Genomic DNA, 20,970 nt, shown 5'->3' with positions numbered 1-20,970 from the left:
GATTCTCTTTCAACCGAGTGAGGTACTCCCAATGGCCGTTAGCAAGGTTTCCGACGCCGATTTCGAAGCCGAAGTGCTCAAGGCGAACGGCCCCGTGGTCGTCGATTTCTGGGCCGAATGGTGCGGCCCTTGCCGCATGATCGCGCCCGCGCTCGACGAAATCGCCGGCGCGATGGGCGACAAGGTCAAGATCGTGAAGCTCAACGTCGACGAGAGCCCGAAGACCGCCTCCAAGTACGGCGTGATGTCGATCCCGACCCTGATGATCTTCAAGGGCGGCGAGATGGCCTCCCGCCAGGTCGGCGCGGCGCCCAAGGCGAAGCTGCAGCAGTGGATCACCTCCGCGGTCTGATCCGCCTCGAAGATTATTTTCGGAAGCGGCCGGCGAAAGCCGGCCGTTTGCGTTGGTGGGACGTGTTCAGCGTATGACGAGTCCCGCCCTTGCCAGCCCCGCCTGCGAAGCGCGCCCGAAGATCGAGCTCTCTCGTCGCGATGGAGGCGCGTTCGGTCGACGAGATCCCGCGTGGCAAGGAATGGCAATATGAACCCAAGTGGGACGGCTTCCGCTGCCTGCTGTCGCGCAGCGGCGGCAACGTCGATCTGCGCTCGAAATCCGGCGAGGATCTTGCGCGCTATTTCCCCGAGATCGTCACCGCCGCGCTGAAGCTGAAGGCGGACCGCTTCACGCTCGACGGTGAGATCGTGGTGCCGCAAGGCAAGGGCTTTTCGTTCGACGCGCTGCTGCAGCGAATTCATCCTGCCGCAAGCCGGGTGAAGAGGCTCGCCCAGGAGACGCCCGCGCTCTACCTCGTTTTCGATCTGCTCGCGACGGCCGGGGACAAGCAGCTTGCCAAGGCGCCGCTTCGCGAGCGACGGCCGGCACTGGAAGCTTTTGCGAAGTCCCATCTCAAGGGCAGCATCTTCCGGCTTTCGCCTGCGACGACGAGTTACGCCACGGCCGGGAAATGGCTCGCGCAATCCGGTGGCGGCTCGGATGGCGTCATCGCCAAGCGCGTCGACCTGCCCTATCAGGCGGGCAATCGCGACGGCATGCAGAAGATCAAGAAATTCCGCAGCGCCGATTGCGTGGTCGGCGGCTTCCGCTACGCCACCAACAAGATCGCCGGCCGCAAGGTGGTCGGCTCGCTGCTGCTCGGACTGTACGACGATGACGGCCTGCTGCACCATGTCGGCTTCACCTCGGCCATCAAGGCGGAGGAGAAGCCCGACCTGACCGACCGGCTGGAGGCGCTGATCGGCGAGCCCGGCTTCACCGGGAACGCACCGGGCGGGCCGAGCCGCTGGTCGACCGAACGCTCGGCGAAATGGTGTCCACTGAAGCCGAAGCTTGTCATCGAAGTCTGCTACGATCATTTCAGCGGCGACCGCTTCCGCCACGGCACCTCGATCCTGCGCTGGCGCCCGGACAAGGCGCCGCGGCAATGCCGCTTCGAGCAGCTGAAGCAGAAGGTGGCGGATCCCATGAAGCTGTTGAAGTAATGGGCGACGCGCGACCCTACTTGATCCATCCCGTCGCGAGCGCGTTCGCCAGCTCCGGCTGGTTGTTGCGGCGCGCCAGCGCGGCCATGGCCTCGTGATCATAGGCCACGTTTCGAAACGTCACCCGCCAAGCACCATCGAGGAGCTCGAAGATCGCATATCGCGCGTGGGGCGTGCCGGCCTCGACGACATGCGGGAACGGATGCTTGTCGCGATAACCAGGGCTGCCGACGCTGCCGGGATTGACGATCAGCCGGCCGTCGCGCAAGCGCACGGCACGGGCGAGATGGGTGTGGGCGCACAGGATCAGCGGCTGCGTGATCCCAAGCGCAAATTGCTCGATGCGATCGAGCGGCGACAGCGCGACCGTGCCATCGGGATGCACGGTGTCGAGCCAATAGACTTCATCATTGCCGGGCGTCGCGTGGCAAAGAAACACCTGCTCACGGAAGACACGCGTCATCGGATGCCCGCGCAGCCAGTCGAGCTGCGCGGCATCGAGTTGGGCGTGGGCGGGCCGATCCCACGAGCCCATCTTCTCCGGCGGACGGTCGAGCAGATAGCGGTCGTGATTGCCGAGCACATGCACGGCATCGAGCCGCATCAGGATCTCGACCGTGCTGCGCGCATCGAGCGGGCCGCTCAGCATGTCGCCGAGATTGACGATGTCGGCGATGCCGTGCGTGCGGATGTCGGCGAGCACGGCCTCCAGCGCGAGGTAATTTCCGTGGACGTCGGCGATCGCGGCGAAACGCATCGGCATTTCTCTCTCGTTCCCCAGACGCAGCGCAGCGCCTCTTCAGCGGTGCGCTGCAGAGCCGGGGCCCATGTTGCGGCATTCTGGGTCCCGGCTCTGCGGCTCATCGCTGGCGCGATGCGCCTTGTCCGGGACACAAGACCGTCTATGCAGGAGGCGTGCCGTTGATCGCCAGCACGTGGCCGGCGAGATACAGCGAGCCTGATATCAGGATGCGTGGCGGCACGTCGTAGGCGAGCTTGGCCAAGGCGCGCAGCGCGGCTTCGACGCCGGAAACGGTTTCGACGCGCATGCCGAGGCTGCGCGCGGCATCCGCGAGGCGATCGATCGGCATTGCGTTCTCGGTGTCGGGAATCGGCACCGCGATGATATGGCGGGTGAGGCCGGCGAAATTGGCGAGAAATCCCTGCGCGTCCTTGTTGGCCATCATGCCCGCGATCACCACCAGCGGCCGCGACACCCGCTCCTCGAGATCGCCGAGCGCCGCAGCAGCGACACGCCCGCCCTCCGCATTGTGGCCGCCGTCGAGCCAGATCTCGGAGCCCTGCGGACCCCAGGACAGCAGTTCGCCCGAGGTGAGGCGCTGCATCCGCGCCGGCCATTCGGCACCGACAATGCCGGCTTCGAACGCGGCGTGATTGACCTTGATGGCTGGAAGCGCACGCAGCGTCGCGATCGCAAGCCCGGCATTGGCGAATTGGTGGCGGCCGAACAGACGCGGCGCCGGAAGATCCATCAAGCCGCGATCGTCGGAATAGACCAGACGCCCGCGCTCGACATTGACGTGCCAGTTTTCGCTTGCGGCAAACAGCGGCGCACGCATGCGTTTGGCCTGCGCTTCGATCACGGCCATCGCCTCCGGCATTTGCTCGGCGCAAATCACGGGCACGCCGTGCTTGATGATCGCGGCCTTCTCACCGGCAATCGACGTCAGCGTATCGCCGAGGAAATCCATGTGGTCCATGCTGACGGGCGTGATCACGCAGGCCGCCGGCGCATCGACCACGTTGGTCGAATCGAGCCGGCCGCCGAGGCCGACTTCGAGCAGCACCACATCGGCCGCGTTCTGCGCGAACAGGTGAAACGCGGCAGCCGTCTTCAGCTCGAACAATGTCGCGGCCTCGCCGGCATTGACGCGCTCGACCTCTTCCAGCGCGGCGCGCAGCTCGTCGTCGCCGACGAGCACGCCGCCGCCCACACGGCCGAGCCGGAAGCATTCGTTGATGCGGACGAGATAGGGCGAGGTATAGGCGTGGACCCGCAAGCCCGCAGCTTCCAGCGTCGCGCGCAGATAAGCCAGCGTCGAGCCCTTACCGTTGGTGCCGGCGATGTGGATCACCGGCGCAAGCTTGCGTTCGGGGTGGCCGAGCCGTTCGAGCAGGCGGTGCATCCGCTCGAGCCCGAGATCGATGCGCTTCTGATGCAGGGCCGACAGCCGCCCGATCAATTCGCCGAGCGGTGTCTTTGCACTGTCAGAGGAGGCGTTCACGCGTGGGGCGCAGCCGGCGCCGTCTCGGCCGCCGATACGATCTGCGCCGGGCTCGCGACCGGCTGCACTGATTTCGATGCGCCTTCCAGCGCCGGCGCCTTGGTCAGCAGGCGGCAGAGCCGCGCCAGCGTCGGGCGCAGCTCGTGGCGATGCACGACCATGTCGACCATGCCGTGCTCCTTGAGGTACTCGGCGCGCTGGAAACCTTCCGGCAGCTTCTCACGAATGGTCTGCTCGATCACGCGCGCGCCGGCGAAGCCGATCAGCGCACCGGGCTCGGCGATCTGCACGTCGCCCAGCATCGCATAGGACGCGGTGACGCCACCGGTGGTCGGATTGGTCAGCACGACGATGTAGGGCAGTTTTGCCTCGCGCAGCATCTGCACCGCGACCGTGGTGCGCGGCATCTGCATCAGCGACAGGATGCCCTCCTGCATGCGCGCGCCGCCCGAGGCGGCGAACACGATGAACGGCGATGTCTTCTCGACCGCGAGCTCCATCCCGCGCACAATGGCCTCGCCTGCAGCCATGCCGAGCGAGCCGCCCATGAAGTCGAAATCCTGCACGGCGACGACGACAGCGGAGCCTTCGAGCTTGCCGTAGCCGACCTTGATCGCGTCGTTCAGATTGGTCCGCGCCCGCGCATCCTTGATGCGGTCGACATATTTCTTCTCGTCGCGGAACTTGAGCGGGTCGGGCGTGACCTCGGGCAGCGCGACGTCGAACCAGGTCTCGTTGTCGAAGATCGACTTCAGACGCGCCACTGCGCCCATGCGCATGTGGTAGTTCGAGCCGGGAATGACGAACTGGTTGGCCTCGACGTCCTTGTAGAACACGAGCTGCCCGGAATCTGGACATTTGATCCACAGGTTCTCCGGCGTCTCCCGCCGCAGCATGTTGCGGATCTTCGGCCGGACCACGTTGGTAAGCCAGTTCATGGTTTGCTCCGATGTGCGAACCCGACTCGCGGATCGCCTGAAGGGATATATGGCGGCCCGGCCTCTGCCCGGCAAGCCGCCGTGTCGTCCGCCTTTGCAGCGGAATGGCCTATTCCGCTGCCTGTTGTGCGCCCTTGACGCCCTGGGCCAGGGCGGCCGTCAATTCCGCGACGGCGTTAACGGTTTTGCCGGTCGCCCGCCCCTCCGCATCGAGGCTGTTCCTGAGCGCATCGACCAGTGCGGTACCGACGACCGCGCCATTGGCATGCGAGGCAATGGCGTGCGCCGTCTCCGGCGTACGGATGCCGAAGCCGACGCAGACCGGCAGCTTGGTGTGCCGCTTGATGCGGGCAACCGCCTCGCTCACGGCCGCGGAGTCAGCCGCCGCCGCACCGGTGATGCCGGTGATCGAGACGTAATAGACGAAGCCCGAGGTGTTGGCGAGCACCGCCGGCAGGCGCTTGTCGTCGGTCGTCGGGGTCGCCAGGCGGATGAAATTGAGGCCGGCCTTCATCGCGGGCAGGCAGAGCTCGTCGTCTTCCTCCGGCGGCAGGTCGACGATGATGAGACCATCGACGCCCGCGCTCTTCGCATCAACCAGGAACTTGTCGACACCATAGATGTAGATCGGGTTGTAATAGCCCATCAGCACGATCGGCGTCGCGTTGTCGTCCTTGCGAAAGCCGCGCACCAGCTCGAGCGTCTTCTTCAGTGTCATGCCGGCCTTGAGCGCGCGCAAGCCCGCTGCCTGGATCGACGGGCCGTCGGCCATCGGATCGGTGAACGGCATGCCGATCTCGATCACGTCGGCGCCGGATTTCGGCAACGCCTTGATGATCTCGAGCGAGGTCGCGGGATCAGGATCGCCGGCCATCAGGAAGGTCACGAAGGCCGAGCGGCCCTGCTTCGCAAGCTCGGCAAAACGGGTGTCGATACGCGTGGTCACTTGCTCTTGCCCCTCAGGATGTCGCCGACCTGCGGAACGTCCTTGTCGCCGCGGCCGGAGAGATTGACGACCATCAGGTGATCCCTGGGCCGTTTCGGCGCGAGCTCCATCACCTTGGCGATGGCGTGCGCGGGTTCGAGCGCGGGAATGATGCCCTCTAACTTCGACAGCAGCTGGAACGCGGCGAGCGCCTCGTCGTCCGTCGCGGAGAGATAGTTCACGCGGCCGACCTCGTGCAGCCAGGAATGCTCGGGCCCGATGCCGGGATAGTCGAGGCCGGCCGAGATCGAATGCGCGTCCTGGATCTGGCCGTCCGCATCCATCAGGAGATAGGTGCGGTTGCCGTGCAGCACGCCGGGACGGCCGCCTGCGATCGAGGCCGCATGCAGCTGCGTGAGGCCATGGCCGGCGGCTTCGACGCCAAAGATCTCGACCGTGGGATCATCGAGGAATGGATGGAACAGGCCCATCGCGTTCGAGCCGCCGCCGATGCAGGCGACCAGCGAATCCGGCAGGCGTCCCTCGACCTCCTGCATCTGCGCCCTGGTCTCGTTGCCGATGATCGACTGGAAGTCGCGCACCAGCGTCGGATAGGGATGCGGACCTGCGACCGTGCCGATGCAGTAGAATGTGTTGTGCACGTTGGTGACCCAGTCGCGCAGCGCCTCGTTCATGGCGTCCTTGAGCGTGCGCGTGCCCGACTGCACCGGCATCACCTTTGCGCCCAGCATCTCCATGCGGATGACATTGGGCTGCTGCCGCTCGACGTCGACGGCGCCCATATAGACCACGCATTCCAGGCCAAAGCGCGCGCACAGCGTCGCAGTGGCGACGCCGTGCTGGCCGGCGCCGGTCTCGGCGATGATGCGCTTCTTGCCCATGCGCCGCGCCAGCATGATCTGGCCGAGCACGTTGTTCACCTTGTGCGAACCGGTGTGGTTCAGCTCTTCGCGCTTCAGGTAGATCTTGGCGCCGCCGAGATGCTCGGTCAGGCGTTCGGCAAAATAGAGCGGCGAAGGCCGGCCGACATAGTTCTTGAGATAGCCGTTCATCTCGGCCTGGAAGGCCGGATCGTCCTTGGTGGCGGTGTAGGCCCTTTCCAGGTCGAGGATCAGCGGCATCAGGGTTTCGGCGACGAAGCGGCCGCCGAAGATGCCGAAATGGCCGCGCTCGTCGGGGCCGCTGCGGTAGGAATTGGGTTTGGCGACGGTCATCGAACACTCAACTCTTGGCTTGTATCTTGGCTGGCGCGCGCGGCGCGAATGAAGGCCTTGATCATCTCGGGATCCTTGACGCCGGGGGCGCTCTCGACACCGGAGGACACGTCGACGCCGCCGGCGCGGGTGACGCGGAGGGCTTCAGCGACGTTGTCGGCATGAAGCCCGCCCGAGACCATGTAGGGCAGTTTCAGATCGAGATTTTCCAGCAGGTGCCAGTCGAAGGGCTCCCCCAGGCCGCCGGGCCGCGTCGCATCCTTCGGCGCGCGCGCGTCGAACAAAATGCTGTCGGCGACTGCGGCGTAGCCCGGCAGCGCGGCGAGATCGGCCGATGTTGCGACCGGCACCGCCTTCATCACGGGGCGGCCGAAGCGCTGCTTGATGTCGCGCAGCCGCGCCACGCTCTCCTTGCCATGGAGCTGGAAGATGTCCGGCGACAGCGCATCCATGATGTTGTCGAGCGTGGCGTCGTCGGCATCGACCGTGAGCGCGACCTTGAGCGCGCGCTGCTTCGCCTGGCGGCCCAGCTCGCGCCCGGCCTCCAGGGAGAGATGTCGCGGCGACGGCGGAAAGAACACGAATCCCACCATGTCGGCACCGGCGTCGAGCGCCGTTTGAAGCGTCTCCCGCGTGGACAGGCCGCAGATTTTGACGAGCAGGGACATGATCTCAAAGCAGATAGAGGCCGCGGGTCCGCGGCCGGAAAACGGGGCTTTCGGTCGGGGCCGCTTCTACAACGTCGCGCGCTGCTTGTCTCGCCCGATGGGCCCGTAGAGGCCCACCCCGGAGGGAGAGGGAAGGCGCTGGGGCTCGGGCCTGGCCGCAGCCGCCTGGGCCCGAAGATCGGCCAGTTCGGCCCTGGCGGTCCGGGCCTCCGCGTCATTCCGGCGCGCCGCGCGCCGCCAGCGCCGCTGGCCGAACCAGACGGCTGAGCCGCCGACCACGACGCCCAGCGCAGCCACCAGGATCAGGAGCAGGAACAGCGGCAACGTCAGCGACAGCGACGGGTCGTCGGAAATGAAGGGATCGAAGGAGACCGTGACGAAATGCCGGTTGGCGACAGCGAACGCGACCAGGATCACGCCCAGCGGAAGCACGATCAGCGCGGTCAGGAACTTTCGCATCTGGCTTCGCTCGCCTTGAATCAAGCTGCGGCCGCACGCTGTGCGACCGCGAAAAACCCTAAAGCGCGATCACATCGCGCTTTAGTCTGCCGCGCCGGGATCCGGATGGTCGCGGTTCAGCCGCTCGCGCATTTCCTTGCCGGTCTTGAAGAACGGAACGCTCTTCTGGTCGACGGGCACATGGGCGCCGGTGCGCGGATTGCGCCCTGCGCGTGCAGGGCGGTGCTTGACCGAGAAGGCACCGAAGCCGCGCAGCTCGACGCGATCACCGCGCGCAAGCGCCGCTACGATCTCTTCGAGAATCGCATTCACAATGTTCTCGACATCCCGCTGGTACAGATGCGGGTTGTGCTCGGCGATACGCTGAACAAGTTCGGATTTGATCATCGAGAGATAGGACCCGGGAGCGTGCGGATGACCATTTCCGTGAAAATACCGTGATCTGTCAAGACGCTAAATCAAGGCTGGGCATCGCGAAAATACGTGACAAATGCCGAAAAAGCGTGCTGCGCCGGCACTCGCAGGGCGAGAAAACCTCGCGGAACTCGCCTGTTCCAGTCAGTTTGATGCGGCCGGTTGCCACAAGGCCAGCATGCCATCCATTCCGAGCCGGTCGACCGCCTGCGCGACGCCGGTTTGGCCGATCTGATGCGCAATCGAGCTCAAACCGAGCGCTTCCAGCGCCACGGCGGCCGCCGTCTTGAGGAAAGTCAGATCGCCAAAGCGCGGCTGAAGCTTGTAATCGCGTACCGGAAGCCCCTTCTTGACGCCCTTGTGCTCGACCAGCCAGGTCACCGCCGTCTTCTCGTCGCCGATCTGGTCGATCAGCTTGAGATCGATCGCCTGGCGCCCGGTGAAGACGCGGCCATCGGCGACTTTTTCGAGCTGCGTGTCATCCATGCCACGCCGTTCCTTCACCATCCCCTTGAACCAGGCGTAGGAATCCTTGACCAGCGCATCGAGCGCGGCCCGCGCCTCGGGACTGGTCGGCTCAAAACCGTTGGGTGCCGCCTTCAGCGGCGAGGACTTCACCTCCTCGACCTTGACGCCGATGGTCTTCAGCAGCTCGGAGACGTTGGGGTACTGAAACAGCACGCCGATCGAGCCGACCAGCGAGCTCTGCTGGGCGACGATGTGGTCGCTCGCGATCGCCGTGATGTAGCCGCCCGATGCGGCGAGACCCTCGACGACGACGACCAGCGGCTTCTTCGCCTTCAGGCGGGTAAGCGAGTCGTAGAGCTGCTCGGAGCCGGCCGTGGTGCCGCCCGGCGAGTTGATGTGAACGATGACGGCGGCGGCGGCCGAATTCTCCAGCCGTTCCAGCGCCTCGGTGCGCTCGGAATCGCTGCGGATCAACCCATCGATATGAACGCGCGCGATCGAGCCGACGGATGCGAAGGTGCCGCGCGCCCCGGGTGTCGCGATCAGCGCGAAGCTCGCGATCGCCGCGATCGCGATCAGCGCGGCCATCACGCGCCAGAACGTCAGCTTGCGGCGGATCCTGCGGCGATCGACGATGATGTCCGAATCGAGCGACATCGGAATATCTCCAAATGAAAGGCTGGGCGCGTTGTGCCGTCACAGCGTGACCATTGGCTTATCTGGATACATCAATTGCGGCGCAATTTGAAGAAATGAAGGCCTCGTGAGAGCCGGCAAGTCGCCACAAACTCGGTCGTCATCCCCCGCGAACGCGGGGATCCATAACCCCAGGGAGCAGTGCGAGGCAGAGCTCCCACTGCTAGTCGTCGTCAAACATCTGCCTGTGGGTATGGGTCCCGGGCCCGCGCTTCGCGCGCCCCGGGATGACAGTCGAGCATGTTGCAACAGAATACGCAGCGAACAAAAAAGCCCCGGCTCGCGCCGGGGCTTCGATGCAGCAAAACTTGCGTTTCGCTTACTTGCTGTCGCGGTTCTTGAGCGCGGTGCCCAGAATGTCGCCGAGCGTCGCGCCCGAATCGGAAGAGCCGTACTGCGCGATGGCTTCCTTCTCTTCGGCGACTTCGAGCGCCTTGATCGACACCTGGACCTTGCGGGCCTTCTTGTCGAACTGGATCACGCGGGCATCGACCTTCTCGCCGACGGCGAAGCGTTCGGCACGCTGGTCGTTGCGGTCACGGGCGAGTTCCGAGCGCTTGATGAAGGTGGTGAAGTCGGTACCGGCGATTTTCACCTCGATACCGCTCTCCTTCACTTCGAGCACTTCGCAGGTCACGACCGCGCCCTTCTTGACATCGCCCGGCTCGGCGAAGGGGTCGCCTTCGAGCTGCTTGATGCCGAGCGAGATACGCTCCTTCTCGACGTCCACATCGAGCACCACGGCCTTCACCATGTCGCCCTTCTTGTAGTTGTCGATCACCTGCTCGCCCGGAAGCTTCCAGTCGAGGTCGGAGAGGTGGACCATGCCGTCGACGTCGCCCTCGAGACCCAGGAACAGACCGAACTCGGTCTTGTTCTTGACCTCGCCCTCGACCACCGAACCGGTCGGGTGAGCTTCGACGAAGACCTCCCAGGGGTTGCGCATGGTCTGCTTGAGGCCGAGCGAGATGCGGCGCTTGACGGAATCAACTTCCAGCACCTGCACGTCGACTTCCTGCGAGGTCGAGACGATCTTGCCGGGATGCATGTTCTTCTTGGTCCACGACATCTCGGAGACGTGGATCAGGCCTTCGATGCCCGGCTCGAGCTCGACGAACGCGCCGTAGTCGGTGATGTTGGTGACGCGGCCGGTGAAGCGGGCACCCAGCGGGTACTTGGCTTCGATGCCCTGCCACGGATCGTCCAGCAGCTGCTTCATGCCCAGCGAGATGCGGTGCGTCTCGTGGTTGATCTTGATGATCTTGACCTTCACGGTCTGGCCGATCGAGAGCACCTCGGTCGGGTGGTTGACGCGGCGCCACGCGATATCGGTGACGTGCAGCAGGCCGTCGATGCCACCGAGGTCGACGAACGCACCGTAATCGGTGATGTTCTTGACCACGCCGTCGATGACCTGACCCTCTTCGAGGTTCTGCACCAGCTCCTGACGCTGCTCGGCGCGGGTCTCTTCCAGCACCGTGCGGCGGGAGACGACGATGTTGCCGCGGCGGCGGTCCATCTTGAGGATCTGGAACGGCTGCGAGTTGTTCATCAGCGGCGCAACGTCGCGGATCGGGCGGATGTCGACCTGCGAGCGCGGCAGGAACGCCACGGCACCGTCGAGGTCGACCGTGAAGCCGCCCTTGACCTGGTTGAAGATGACGCCGTTGACCTTCTCGTTATTCTGGAACGCCTTCTCGAGCTTGCCCCAGCTCTCTTCGCGGCGCGCCTTGTCGCGGGACAGCACGGCTTCGCCGAGCGCGTTTTCGATGCGATCGAGGAACACTTCCACCTCGTCGCCGACCTTGAGGTCGCTTTCACGGCCGGGGCCGGAAAATTCGCGCAGCGCGACGCGGCCCTCGGTCTTCAGGCCGACGTCGATGACGGCCATGTCCTTTTCAATTGCAACCACCTTGCCCTTGATAACGGAGCTTTCCTGCAGGTTGCCGCCTGCGAAGGACTCGTCGAGCATCGCGGCGAAATCGTCACGCGAAGGGCTATAGGTATCAGCAGAAGTCGAAGCCATTTGTTCTCCAGTTGCGGAAGTCTTGCCGGCCGTTGGGTTCATGGGCGCATCGCACGCGCAGTGTCGGAAGGTCCGCAAAAACCTTCGAGCGACCGCTCGCTACCCCGGCTCGGCGCCGGAATAGCGGAAACGGGCCGGCAGAGGCCCGCGCGTTCGATACGTGGAATCTTTGTCCGGAGCCTGGATTGCGCCGGCCCCGAAACGAGGGGACCGAAGTATCGACATCAAAGAGGCGGGAGCGGGCGCTTCCTCCAATGACGGCTGCGGCTTAGCCCCGCGACCGGCCCGCTCGGACGGCCTCGATAATGTCGATGGCGGCCCGGACGCCGCCTTCTATATCCAGTTGGGAGTTATCTAGCAAGTAAGCATCCGGGGCGGGCTTTAAAGGCGCAATCGGCCGGTTCTTGTCGCGTTCGTCGCGCTGGATGATGTCGGCGAGCACGGCGGCCTCGTCGGCCTCCTCGCCCCTCGCCCTGGCCTCCATGGTGCGGCGGCGGGCGCGAACCTTGGCGTCGGCGACGACGAAGATCTTCACGTCGGCATGCGGGCAGATCACGGTTCCAATGTCCCGGCCGTCCAGCACTGCCCCGGGCGGATCGGCGGCGAATTGCCGCTGAAAGTTGACCAGGACCTCGCGGACCCTGGGGATCGCCGAAACGATCGAGGCGCCCTCGCCGGCCTTCTGGGTCTTCAGCGCAGGATTGCCGAACTTTTCGGGGTCGAGCTCCAACGCGGCCTGCACCGCAGCCGCCTCGTCGTTGAGGTCGTGCCCTGACTGCATCAAGGCATAGGCGACCGCGCGATAGATCACGCCGGTATCGAGATGACGATAGCCGTAATGGTGGGCGAGACGCTTGCCGAGCGTCCCCTTGCCCGAAGCCGCGGGCCCGTCGATGGCGATGATCATGAGAACTCGGCCCCTAGCGAACGCATCATCGGAATGAAATCCGGGAAACTGGTGGCGATGAAGGCGGTGTCGTCGACCGTCACCGGCTGGTCGGAGGCGCAGCCCATCACCAGCGCGGACATCGCGATGCGATGGTCCATGTGGGTGGCGACGGTCCCGCCACCGGGGACATGGCCGCGGCCTTCGACGATCAGATCGTCGCCGGAGACCTCGACCTTGACGCCGTTGACGCGAAGCATGGCGGCGGTCGCCTCCAACCGGTCGGATTCCTTGACGCGCAGCTCCTGCAGGCCGCGCATGATCGTCGTGCCTTCGGCGAAGGAGGCTGCGACCGCCAGCACCAGGTATTCGTCGATCATCGAGGGCGCGCGCTCCGGCGGTACCTCGACGCCGCGCAGCTTCGAGGCGCGCACGCGCAAGCGCGCCATCGGCTCGCCGGCATCGCCCCGCACCTCGCTCTCCTCGATCGAGGCGCCCATTTCGCGCAGCGTGGTGAAAAGACCTGTGCGCAGCGGATTGGTCATGACGTCGGACAGCACGATATCGGAACCCTCGACGACCAGCGCCGCAACAATCGGGAAGGCCGCCGAAGAGGGATCGGCAGGCACGACGACGTTGGCGCCATGCAGCTCGGGCTCGCCCACCAGCGTGATGCGGCGGCCGTGCTGGCCTTCCTGGACCGAGGTGATGTCGGCGCCAAAATGCTTCAGCATCAGCTCGGTGTGGTTGCGGCTGGCCTCGCTCTCGATCACGGTCGTGGTGCCCGGCGCAGCCAGGCCCGCCAGCAGCACAGCCGATTTGATCTGGGCCGAGGCGACCGGGGTCCTGTAGGTGATCGGCAGCGGATCGCGCGCGCCCTGGACGGTCAGTGGCAGGCGGCCGCCCTCGCCCCCGGACACGACCCTGGCGCCCATCTTTTCCAGCGGATCGAGGATCCGGCGCATGGGGCGGCTGCGCAGCGAGGCGTCGCCGTCGAACACCGCCGAGATCGGGCAACCGGCAACGGCGCCCATGACCAGCCGGCAGCCGGTGCCGGAGTTGCCGAAATCCAGCGGCGCCTTGGGCTGGGCGAAGCCCCCAACGCCCACGCCCTGCACCTTCCACGCGAAATCGCCGGTACGCTCGACCCTGGCGCCGAGCGCCTGCATGGACTTGGCTGTGTTGAGGACGTCCTCGCCCTCCAGCAGGCCTGAAATCCTGGTCTCGCCGACCGCGAGCGCGCCCAGGATGAGGGCGCGGTGGGAGATCGACTTGTCCCCGGGCACCCGTACTTTCCCGGTCAAGGGGCCGCTGGCGCGGGCCTGGAGCGGCCTCGGTTGGTCGGAATGGGTCAAGATTGTGTCCTTGGATGCGCCCTCACCGGGCTGCGGCGCAGGTATCACATGGTCCGCGCCTCGTCACGGGCATGTCGTTCTCCTGTAATGCGCTATTGACAGCGGGCCGCCAACTAGCCAAGTGAAGCACCGCTTTTCAGACATTCCCAGGATTCCTGCCGTGGCCAAGTCCGAACTCGGAACTAAACGTATTTGCCCGACCACGGGCAAGAAGTTCTATGACCTCAACAAGAATCCGGTGATTTCGCCCTATACCGGCGAGGTGGTGCCGATCGCCCCGGTCGCTCCTGCGCGTGCGCCCCGCGGCGCCGAAGCCCGCAATATGGCCCAGGACACCGCGCCGGAGCCGGCAGAGGCCGAAGAGTTGGTCTCCCTCGAGGAAGCCGACGCCGAGGAAAACACCGGCAAGGTCAAGGCCGTCGTGCCCGAATCCGAGGACGACATCGAGGTCGACGAGACCATCGACGACGACGATGACGATGATTCGACCTTCATTGCCGACGAGGAAGAGGGTGATGAGGACGTGACCGACATCATTGGTGACGTCGGAGGTGATGAAGAGACTTGAGATCAGCCCTGATCTGTGAAAAAGGGTGCACCGCGCGAGTCGAAAGGGCTCGCCGGTCCGGGGGGATCGACCAGGTTCACCCCGGTGAAGGACTAAGGGGCCATAGCTCAGCTGGGAGAGCGCTTGCATGGCATGCAAGAGGTCGGCGGTTCGATCCCGCCTGGCTCCACCAGCCTTCGCTGGCTTCGCCAGCTTCGGCTCGGCAAGCCCTATCGTAGCGAAGGCTGCCGCGGCGTAGCCCGAAGGGCGAAGCCGGGCTTCATCCACAAACCGACACTCCACCAGCTTCGGCTCAGCAAGCCCTCCACGGCAGAGCCGGGCTTCAGCGTAACGAATGCGGGTGTAAGCTCCCATCGACAACTGGGGAGCGTGCCATGAAGTACGTCTACATCCTAGGGAGCCTTGATTCCCTCCACTTTTATGTTGGGATCACCGATGACCTGCGCGCCCGATTGGCAAAGCACAATGCCGGCGAGGTACCTCACACTTCGAAATTCGGGCCTTGGCGCCTCAAGACTTACGTCGCGTTCAGCAATGCGAGGCAGGCTGTCGGGTTTGAGAGATACCTGAAGTCAGCGTCCGGCCGCGCGTTTGCCAAGAAGCGCCTCTAACCCCCTACTCCCCGATCACCGCGTTCAGCCTGTCGCGCAGCGCGCCGATCTCGTCCTTCATCGCGACCAGTTCCGACACCGAGCAATCCGACGCCGCCAGGATCGACTGCGGCACGGCGCGGGCCTTTTCCTTGAGCGCGTATCCCTGCGGCGTCAGCGCGATCAGCACCTGACGCTCGTCCTCGCGCGAGCGGCTGCGCTTGACGAGATGGGCGGCCTCGAGCCGCTTGAGCAGCGGCGTCAGCGTGCCCGAATCCAGGAACAGCTTCTCGCCGATGTCCTTGACCGGCACGTCGTCTCGCTCCCACAGCACCAGCATCACCAGATATTGCGGATAGGTCAGGCCGAGCCGGTCGAGCAGCGGCTTGTAGACGCGGTTGAAGGCATGCGCTGCGGAATAAACCGCAAAGCAGATCTGGTTGTCGAGCCGCAGCGGCGCGTCCGCTGCCGATGGTTTCCGGGCCATTGCAGAATCTCACGAGGTTCGGCCGCATTGTGAGGCCGGTCGACGGCACATTCAATTGCGAACAATTAAATGTGAGACGTCGCAATTTCAATTGCGCGCAATCTAATTGCCTGCAATAAAGATCGCACTGACCCTAGGACCCAGGGAGACCACAATGTCCGTGAACGTCCTCTACAAGACCAGCGCAAAAGCCACCGGCGGCCGCGACGGCCATGCCGCGACCCTCGACGGCGCGCTCGACGTCAAGCTCACCACGCCGAAGGAGCTCGGCGGCGGTGGCGGCGCCGGCAACAATCCCGAGCAGCTGTTCGCGGCCGGCTATGCCGCCTGCTTCATTGGCGCGATGAAGTTCGTGGCTTCGCAGGGCGGCCCGAAGGTTCCGGCCGACGCCTCCGTCACCTCGACGGTCGGAATCGGACCGCGCTCCGAAGGCGGCTTCGGCCTCGACATCGATCTGGCCGTCTCGCTGCCGGGCCTTGCCCGCGCCGAGGCCGAGGCGCTGGTCGAAAAGGCACATCAGGTGTGCCCCTACTCCAATGCCACGCGCGGCAATGTCGACGTTCGCCTGACGGTCGTCTGATCTGGAGTGCGGATGGGCTGGCCCGGGATTCCCCCAGGGCCGGCCTTCGTCGTTTTGCCACGGCGCGGCATTGACGCGCGACGGCGCATGCGGCCCCACGCCAGGAGCCATTGCTGCTCCTGGCAAACCTCGCTAGGCCTGTGACCGTACCTCGACACAGGAGAAGCGAAGGCATGAGTTCTGAAGCCGCCCTAGGTGCCATGAGCGGATTGCGCGTCATCGATCTCACGCGCGTGCTCGGCGGTCCTTACTGCACCCAGATCCTCGCCGACCATGGCGCCGACGTGATCAAGGTCGAGCCGCCCACGGGCGACGAGGTGCGCGAATGGGGTCCTCCCTTCCACGAGGAGGACGCGGCCTATTTCGTCGGCATCAACCGCAACAAGCGCTCGATCGGGCTCGACCTCGCCTCCGAGGGCGGCCGCGCGGTGCTGCTCAAGATGCTGGAGACGGCCGACGTCCTGATCGAGAATTTCAAGCCGGGCACGCTGGAGAAATGGGGCATCGGCAACGAGAGCTTGCGCGAAAAATTCCCGCGGCTCGTGCATTGCCGGATCTGCGGCTTCGGCGCCGACGGTCCGCGCGGCGGCAACCCCGGCTATGACGCCATCATCCAGGCCATGACCGGCATGATCGCGGCGACCGGCTCGCCCGAGAGCGGGCCGATGCGGATCGGCGTGCCGCTGGTCGACATCACCACCGGACTTTATGCGGCGATCGGCATCCTGATGGCGCTGTCGGAGCGGCAGCGCTCCGGCAAGGGCCAGTTCCTGGAGACGACGCTGTACGAGACCGGCCTTGCCATCATGCATCCGCACACCGCGAATTATTTCATGCATGGCAAGCCGCCGAGCCTCACCGGCAACGAGCATCCGAACCTCGTGCCCTACGCGATCTTCCCGACCAAGACCGACAACATCTTCATCGGCGTCGGCAATGACGGCACCTTCCGCAAGCTGGCCAAGGAGATCGGCAAGCCCGAGCTCGGCACCGATCCGCGCTTTGCCCGCAACAAGGACCGCATCGCCAATCGCGAGGCCCTGCGCGCCGAGCTCGCCGCGGTGTTCAGCCAGCACGAGGCCGAGCCGCTGTGCAATCGCCTGCTCGCGGCAGGCCTGCCCGCTGGCCCCGTGCAGAAGATCGACCAGGCGTTGACCAACCCGCACACGATCGCACGCGGCGATATTATCGAGAAGGATTGGTACAAGGGCGTGGCCTCGCCGATCCGGCTCGATCGCTCAAAGCCGAGCCTGCGCCGCCTGCCGCCGAAATTCAGCCAGCACGCGGCGGAGGTGCTCGGCGAGTTCGGCTACTCCAAGGCCGAGATCGACGCGATGGTCGAGAAGGGCACGGTCTGCGGCCCCGAGCGCAAGCGCTGAGTGGCGCGATCAAATAAGATCGCGAGCGTCGCCGGAGGTGCGCTCCCTCCCCCGCTTGCGGGGGAGGGCTGGGGAGAGGGTGTCTCCGCGAAGGGACAATCCCCCAGAGGATAAAGCCCTCACCCGGCGCGCGGGACGATGCTTCGCATCGCCCGGAGCGCGCCGACCTCTCCCGCAAAGCGGGAGAGGTTTGGAGCCTGCGGCTGGTTGCCGACCTCACATCAACCGATGCCGCACTGCGGCGCGACCCACACGCGTGCAGCGCGAACGGCTGCGGCTGTCCGCGCACGGCTTCGCCAATTTGACGGCTTCCCTTTTCCAGCGCTTGCCGCTTTCGTTTCGGCCGCTTACACAGTCATGTGAACGTCATATGGTGCTGCTAGCGCAAGCGCTTCTTTAGTGACGGGCAAGGGAGGATTCTTGATGGCTCTTCGACATTTTGGTGCGGCTGCCGCATTTGCACTCACGGTCGGCTTGTCGGCTTCGCCGGCGCTGGCTGTGACCGAAATCCAGTGGTGGCACGCGATGACCGGCGCCAACAACGACGTCATCGTCAAGCTCGCCAACGACTTCAACGCTGCGCAGAGCGACTACAAGGTGATTCCGACCTACAAGGGCAACTACGCCGATACGATGAACGCCGGCATCGCGGCGTTCCGCGCCGGCAACGCGCCGCACATCATGCAAGTGTTCGAGGTCGGCACCGCCACCATGATGGCCGCGACCGGCGCCGTGAAGCCGGTCTACAAGCTGATGGCCGAGACCGGCGAGAAGTTCGATCCGAAGGCCTATCTGCCCGCGATCACCGGCTATTATTCGACCTCGAAGGGCGAGATGCTGTCCTTCCCCTTCAACTCGTCGTCGACCGTGATGTGGGTCAACCTCGACGAGCTGAAGAAGGCGAATGTCGAGATCCCGAAGACCTGGCCTGAGGTGTTCGACGCCGCCAAGAAGCTGAAGGCGGCCGGCCACGCCACCTGCGGCTTCTCCAACTCATGGGTCACCTGGGTCAATCTCGAGCAGCTCTCCGCCTGGCACAACGTGCCGCTGGCGACCAAGGCCAACGGCCTCGACGGCTTCGACACCGTGCTCTCCTTCAACGGACCGCTGCAGGTCAAGCATCTCGAGAATCTGGTCGAGCTCCAGAAGGACAAGACCTACGACTATGCCGGCCGCACCAACACCGGCGAAGGCCGCTTCACCTCGGGCGAATGTCCGCTCTACCTGACCTCGTCGGCGTTCTTCGGCAACGTCAAGGCGCAGGCCAAGTTCGCCTTCACGGCGGTGCCGATGCCTTATTATCCGGACGTCAAGGGCGCGCCGCAGAACTCGATCATCGGCGGCGCCTCGCTCTGGATCATGGGCGGCAAGTCGGCCGACGAGTACAAGGGCGTGGCGAAGTTCCTGACCTTCCTCTCCGATACGGATCGTCAGGTCTACATCCACAAGTCCTCGGGCTATCTGCCGATCACCAAGGCCGCGTATGAGAAGGCCAAGGCGGAAGGCTTCTACAAGGACCAGCCCTATCTCGAGACCCCGCTGCTCGAACTCACCAACAAGGAGCCGACCGAGAACTCCCGCGGCCTGCGCCTCGGCAATATGGTGCAGCTCCGCGACGTCTGGGCCGAAGAGATCGAGCAGGCGCTGGCCGGCAAGAAGACCGCCAAGCAGGCGCTGGATGCGGCCGTCGAGCGCGGCAACACCATGCTGCGGCAGTTCGAAAAGACCGCCGTGAAGTAAGGCGACAAGCGGCAGGCCGGTGAAGCCGGCCTGCCGCTGCTGCGGGCATCATGCAAAAGCAAGCCATTTTCCAATCCAAGCTGTTGCCCTACGCGCTGGTTGCGCCGCAGCTCGCGATCGTCCTGATTTTCTTCTACTGGCCGGCCTTGCAGGCGGTGATCCAGTCCTTCCTGCTCCAGGATGCCTTCGGCCTCTCAACCAGCTTCGTCTGGTTCGAGAACTATATCGACCTGTTCAAGGAGCCCGCCTATTTCGAGGCGATCCTGCGCACCTTCTTCTTCTCGTTCGCAATCGCGGTGTCGTCGCTGTCGTTCGCGCTGCTGCTCGCCGTGATGGCGGACAAGCCGCTGCGCGGCTCGATGCTCTACCGCACGCTGCTGATCTGGCCCTATGCGGTGGCGCCGCCGGTCGTCGGCGTGCTCTGGATCTTCATGCTGCATCCCTCGCTCGGCGTGCTCTCGCGCTATCTTCGCGCCCTCGGCGTCGACTGGAATCCGCTGCTCGACGGCAACCAGGCCGCGACCCTGATCATCCTCGCCGCCGCGTGGAAGCAGATCTCCTACAATTTCCTGTTCTTCCTCGCCGGCCTCCAGAGCATCCCCAGAAGCGTGCTCGAGGCCGCCGCGATCGACGGCGCGCGGCCGATGCGGCGGTTCTGGACCGTGACCTTCCCGCTGCTGTCGCCGACCATCTTCTTCCTCCTGGTCGTCAACATCGTCTACGCCTTCTTCGATACGTTCGGCATCATCGACACCATGACCCGGGGCGGCCCCGGCAAGTCGACCGAGACGCTGGTCTACAAGGTCTATACAGACGGCCTGCTCGGCGGAAACCTCGGCAGCTCCGCGGCGCAATCGGTGATCCTGATGTTCATGGTCATCGTGCTGACGGGCATCCAGTTCCGCTTCGTCGAACGCAAGGTGACCTACTGATATGGTCGAGGAAGAAGGCTTTCGGCGCTACATTGCCCACATCATCCTCTGGATCGGGATCGCGATCGTCGCCTTCCCGGTCTATCTCGCCTTCGTCGCCTCGACCCAGGACAACGCGGTGATCGCCAACGGCCAGATGTCGCTGCTACCGGGCGGTCATTTCCTCGAGACCTACTACCAGACCATCTTCGTCGGCACGAGCGGCTCGACCCGCGAGCCGGTCGGCAACATGATGCTGAACTCGCTGGTGATGGCGCTCCTGATCGCCGTCGGCAAGATCGCGATCTCGATCATCTCGGCCTATGCGATCGTCTATTTCCGCTTTCCGTTCCGGATGGCGCTGTTCTGGCTGATCTTCATCACCCTGATGCTGCCGGTCGAGGTGCGCATCTATCCGACCTACAAGATCGTCGCCGATCTGCACATGCTCGACAGCTATGCCGGCCTGTCGCTGCCGCTGATCGCCTCGGCCACCGCGACGCTGCTGTTCCGCCAGTTCTTCATGACGGTGCCGGACGAATTGCTGGAGGCCTCACGCATCGACGGCGCAGGTCCCTTCCGCTTCTTCTGGGATACGCTGCTGCCGCTGTCACGCACCAACATGGCGGCGCTGTTCGTGATCCTGTTCATCCTCGGCTGGAACCAGTATCTCTGGCCGCTGCTGATCACCACGCGCGACGACATGCAGACCATCCAGATTGGCATCCGCAAGATGATCACGACCACCGACGCGCTGACGGAATGGCCGATCGTGATGGCGACCGCCGTGCTGGCCATGCTGCCGCCGGTGTTCGTCGTCGTCGTCATGCAGAAGCTGTTCGTGCGCGGACTGGTCGAGACGGAAAAGTGAAGATGGCGAATAGCGAGTGGCGAGCAGC

22 protein-coding genes and 1 tRNA gene are annotated in these 20,970 nt (G+C 64.8%); 10 read left to right on the top strand and 13 right to left on the bottom strand.

The features are described from left to right. Positions 1-31 precede the first annotated feature (31 nt). Positions 32-352 carry a thioredoxin gene (trxA, locus tag IVB23_RS21495; protein WP_008540017.1) on the top strand — a complete coding sequence of 107 codons (321 nt, stop codon included), beginning with the start codon at positions 32-34 and terminating at the stop codon, positions 350-352. 140 nt (positions 353-492) lie between these two features. Beyond that, positions 493-1,500, top strand: a complete 1,008-nt coding sequence (locus IVB23_RS21490) for an ATP-dependent DNA ligase (protein WP_061879948.1) — start codon at positions 493-495, stop codon at positions 1,498-1,500. 16 nt (positions 1,501-1,516) lie between these two features. On the opposite strand, the gene IVB23_RS21485 is transcribed toward IVB23_RS21490, so the two are convergent. From IVB23_RS21485 to aroA, 12 genes are all read right to left on the bottom strand, one after another. After that, positions 1,517-2,257 carry a metallophosphoesterase family protein gene (locus IVB23_RS21485; protein ID WP_061879949.1) on the bottom strand — a complete coding sequence of 247 codons (741 nt, stop codon included), beginning with the start codon at positions 2,255-2,257 and terminating at the stop codon, positions 1,517-1,519. A gap of 145 nt (positions 2,258-2,402) precedes the next feature. Then, positions 2,403-3,746 carry a folylpolyglutamate synthase/dihydrofolate synthase family protein gene (locus IVB23_RS21480; RefSeq protein ID WP_197965316.1) on the bottom strand — a complete coding sequence of 448 codons (1,344 nt, stop codon included), beginning with the start codon at positions 3,744-3,746 and terminating at the stop codon, positions 2,403-2,405. Continuing rightward, positions 3,743-4,684 carry an acetyl-CoA carboxylase, carboxyltransferase subunit beta gene (gene accD / locus IVB23_RS21475; protein ID WP_061879951.1) on the bottom strand — a complete coding sequence of 314 codons (942 nt, stop codon included), beginning with the start codon at positions 4,682-4,684 and terminating at the stop codon, positions 3,743-3,745. The genes IVB23_RS21480 and accD overlap by 4 nt, the downstream gene beginning before the upstream one ends. A 109-nt stretch (positions 4,685-4,793) precedes the next feature. Next, positions 4,794-5,630, bottom strand: a complete 837-nt coding sequence (gene trpA, locus IVB23_RS21470) for a tryptophan synthase subunit alpha (protein WP_197965315.1) — start codon at positions 5,628-5,630, stop codon at positions 4,794-4,796. After that, entirely contained in the window at positions 5,627-6,844 is a 1,218-nt protein-coding gene (gene trpB, locus IVB23_RS21465; protein WP_197965314.1) for a tryptophan synthase subunit beta, read from the bottom strand. The genes trpA and trpB overlap by 4 nt, the downstream gene beginning before the upstream one ends. Further along, entirely contained in the window at positions 6,841-7,512 is a 672-nt protein-coding gene (locus IVB23_RS21460; RefSeq protein ID WP_197965313.1) for a phosphoribosylanthranilate isomerase, read from the bottom strand. Before IVB23_RS21460 ends, trpB begins: the two co-directional genes overlap by 4 nt. A gap of 66 nt (positions 7,513-7,578) precedes the next feature. Then, the gene (locus tag IVB23_RS21455; RefSeq protein WP_061879955.1) at positions 7,579-7,971 is read right to left on the bottom strand and encodes a lipopolysaccharide assembly protein LapA domain-containing protein; all 393 of its coding nucleotides are present in this window, start codon (positions 7,969-7,971) and stop codon (positions 7,579-7,581) included. A gap of 81 nt (positions 7,972-8,052) precedes the next feature. Then, positions 8,053-8,358: an integration host factor subunit beta gene (locus tag IVB23_RS21450; RefSeq protein ID WP_008539997.1), complete on the bottom strand. Its 306-nt coding sequence runs from the start codon at positions 8,356-8,358 to the stop codon at positions 8,053-8,055. A gap of 171 nt (positions 8,359-8,529) precedes the next feature. After that, a complete protein-coding gene (gene sppA / locus IVB23_RS21445) occupies positions 8,530-9,510 on the bottom strand; it encodes a signal peptide peptidase SppA (protein WP_061879956.1) in 981 nt (326 codons plus the stop codon). A 358-nt stretch (positions 9,511-9,868) separates the two neighbouring features. Then, positions 9,869-11,575, bottom strand: a complete 1,707-nt coding sequence (gene rpsA, locus IVB23_RS21440) for a 30S ribosomal protein S1 (RefSeq protein WP_061879957.1) — start codon at positions 11,573-11,575, stop codon at positions 9,869-9,871. 268 nt (positions 11,576-11,843) lie between these two features. After that, positions 11,844-12,482 carry a (d)CMP kinase gene (gene cmk, locus IVB23_RS21435; protein WP_197965312.1) on the bottom strand — a complete coding sequence of 213 codons (639 nt, stop codon included), beginning with the start codon at positions 12,480-12,482 and terminating at the stop codon, positions 11,844-11,846. After that, on the bottom strand, positions 12,479-13,816 hold the full coding sequence (aroA, locus tag IVB23_RS21430; RefSeq protein WP_061880269.1) for a 3-phosphoshikimate 1-carboxyvinyltransferase: 1,338 nt from the start codon (positions 13,814-13,816) through the stop codon (positions 12,479-12,481). Before aroA ends, cmk begins: the two co-directional genes overlap by 4 nt. Positions 13,817-13,976: 160 nt before the next feature. On the opposite strand from aroA, the gene IVB23_RS21425 reads away from it, so the two are divergent. The 3 genes from IVB23_RS21425 (at position 13,977) to IVB23_RS21415 (ending at position 14,995) form a co-directional block, all read left to right on the top strand. After that, positions 13,977-14,384, top strand: a complete 408-nt coding sequence (locus IVB23_RS21425; RefSeq protein ID WP_061879959.1) for a TIGR02300 family protein — start codon at positions 13,977-13,979, stop codon at positions 14,382-14,384. 96 nt (positions 14,385-14,480) lie between these two features. Beyond that, positions 14,481-14,556, top strand: a tRNA-Ala gene (locus tag IVB23_RS21420). A gap of 202 nt (positions 14,557-14,758) precedes the next feature. Next, positions 14,759-14,995, top strand: a complete 237-nt coding sequence (locus IVB23_RS21415; RefSeq protein WP_247799897.1) for a GIY-YIG nuclease family protein — start codon at positions 14,759-14,761, stop codon at positions 14,993-14,995. 4 nt (positions 14,996-14,999) lie between these two features. On the opposite strand, the gene IVB23_RS21410 is transcribed toward IVB23_RS21415, so the two are convergent. Then, positions 15,000-15,461: a MarR family transcriptional regulator gene (locus IVB23_RS21410; protein WP_247799896.1), complete on the bottom strand. Its 462-nt coding sequence runs from the start codon at positions 15,459-15,461 to the stop codon at positions 15,000-15,002. Between the two features lie 154 nt (positions 15,462-15,615). Here IVB23_RS21410 and IVB23_RS21405 point away from each other — a divergent pair, with 154 nt between their 5' ends. The 5 genes from IVB23_RS21405 to ugpE all read left to right on the top strand — a co-directional run bounded on the left by IVB23_RS21405 (position 15,616) and on the right by ugpE (position 20,942). After that, on the top strand, positions 15,616-16,041 hold the full coding sequence (locus IVB23_RS21405; protein WP_061023501.1) for an organic hydroperoxide resistance protein: 426 nt from the start codon (positions 15,616-15,618) through the stop codon (positions 16,039-16,041). A gap of 173 nt (positions 16,042-16,214) precedes the next feature. Then, positions 16,215-17,420: a CaiB/BaiF CoA-transferase family protein gene (locus IVB23_RS21400; protein WP_247799895.1), complete on the top strand. Its 1,206-nt coding sequence runs from the start codon at positions 16,215-16,217 to the stop codon at positions 17,418-17,420. Between the two features lie 423 nt (positions 17,421-17,843). Further along, entirely contained in the window at positions 17,844-19,160 is a 1,317-nt protein-coding gene (ugpB, locus tag IVB23_RS21395; protein WP_061879963.1) for a sn-glycerol-3-phosphate ABC transporter substrate-binding protein UgpB, read from the top strand. A 50-nt stretch (positions 19,161-19,210) separates the two neighbouring features. Continuing rightward, a complete protein-coding gene (ugpA, locus tag IVB23_RS21390; protein WP_061879964.1) occupies positions 19,211-20,092 on the top strand; it encodes a sn-glycerol-3-phosphate ABC transporter permease UgpA in 882 nt (293 codons plus the stop codon). A 1-nt stretch (position 20,093) separates the two neighbouring features. Beyond that, the gene (ugpE, locus tag IVB23_RS21385; RefSeq protein ID WP_061879965.1) at positions 20,094-20,942 is read left to right on the top strand and encodes a sn-glycerol-3-phosphate ABC transporter permease UgpE; all 849 of its coding nucleotides are present in this window, start codon (positions 20,094-20,096) and stop codon (positions 20,940-20,942) included. The last annotated feature ends 28 nt before the right edge of the window (positions 20,943-20,970 follow it).

Source organism: Bradyrhizobium sp. 191 (assembly GCF_023100985.1).
Lineage (GTDB): Bacteria > Pseudomonadota > Alphaproteobacteria > Rhizobiales > Xanthobacteraceae > Bradyrhizobium > Bradyrhizobium diversitatis.
The sequence above is the reverse complement of the archived record's forward strand: the minus strand, read 5'-3'. Positions and strand labels throughout refer to the sequence as shown.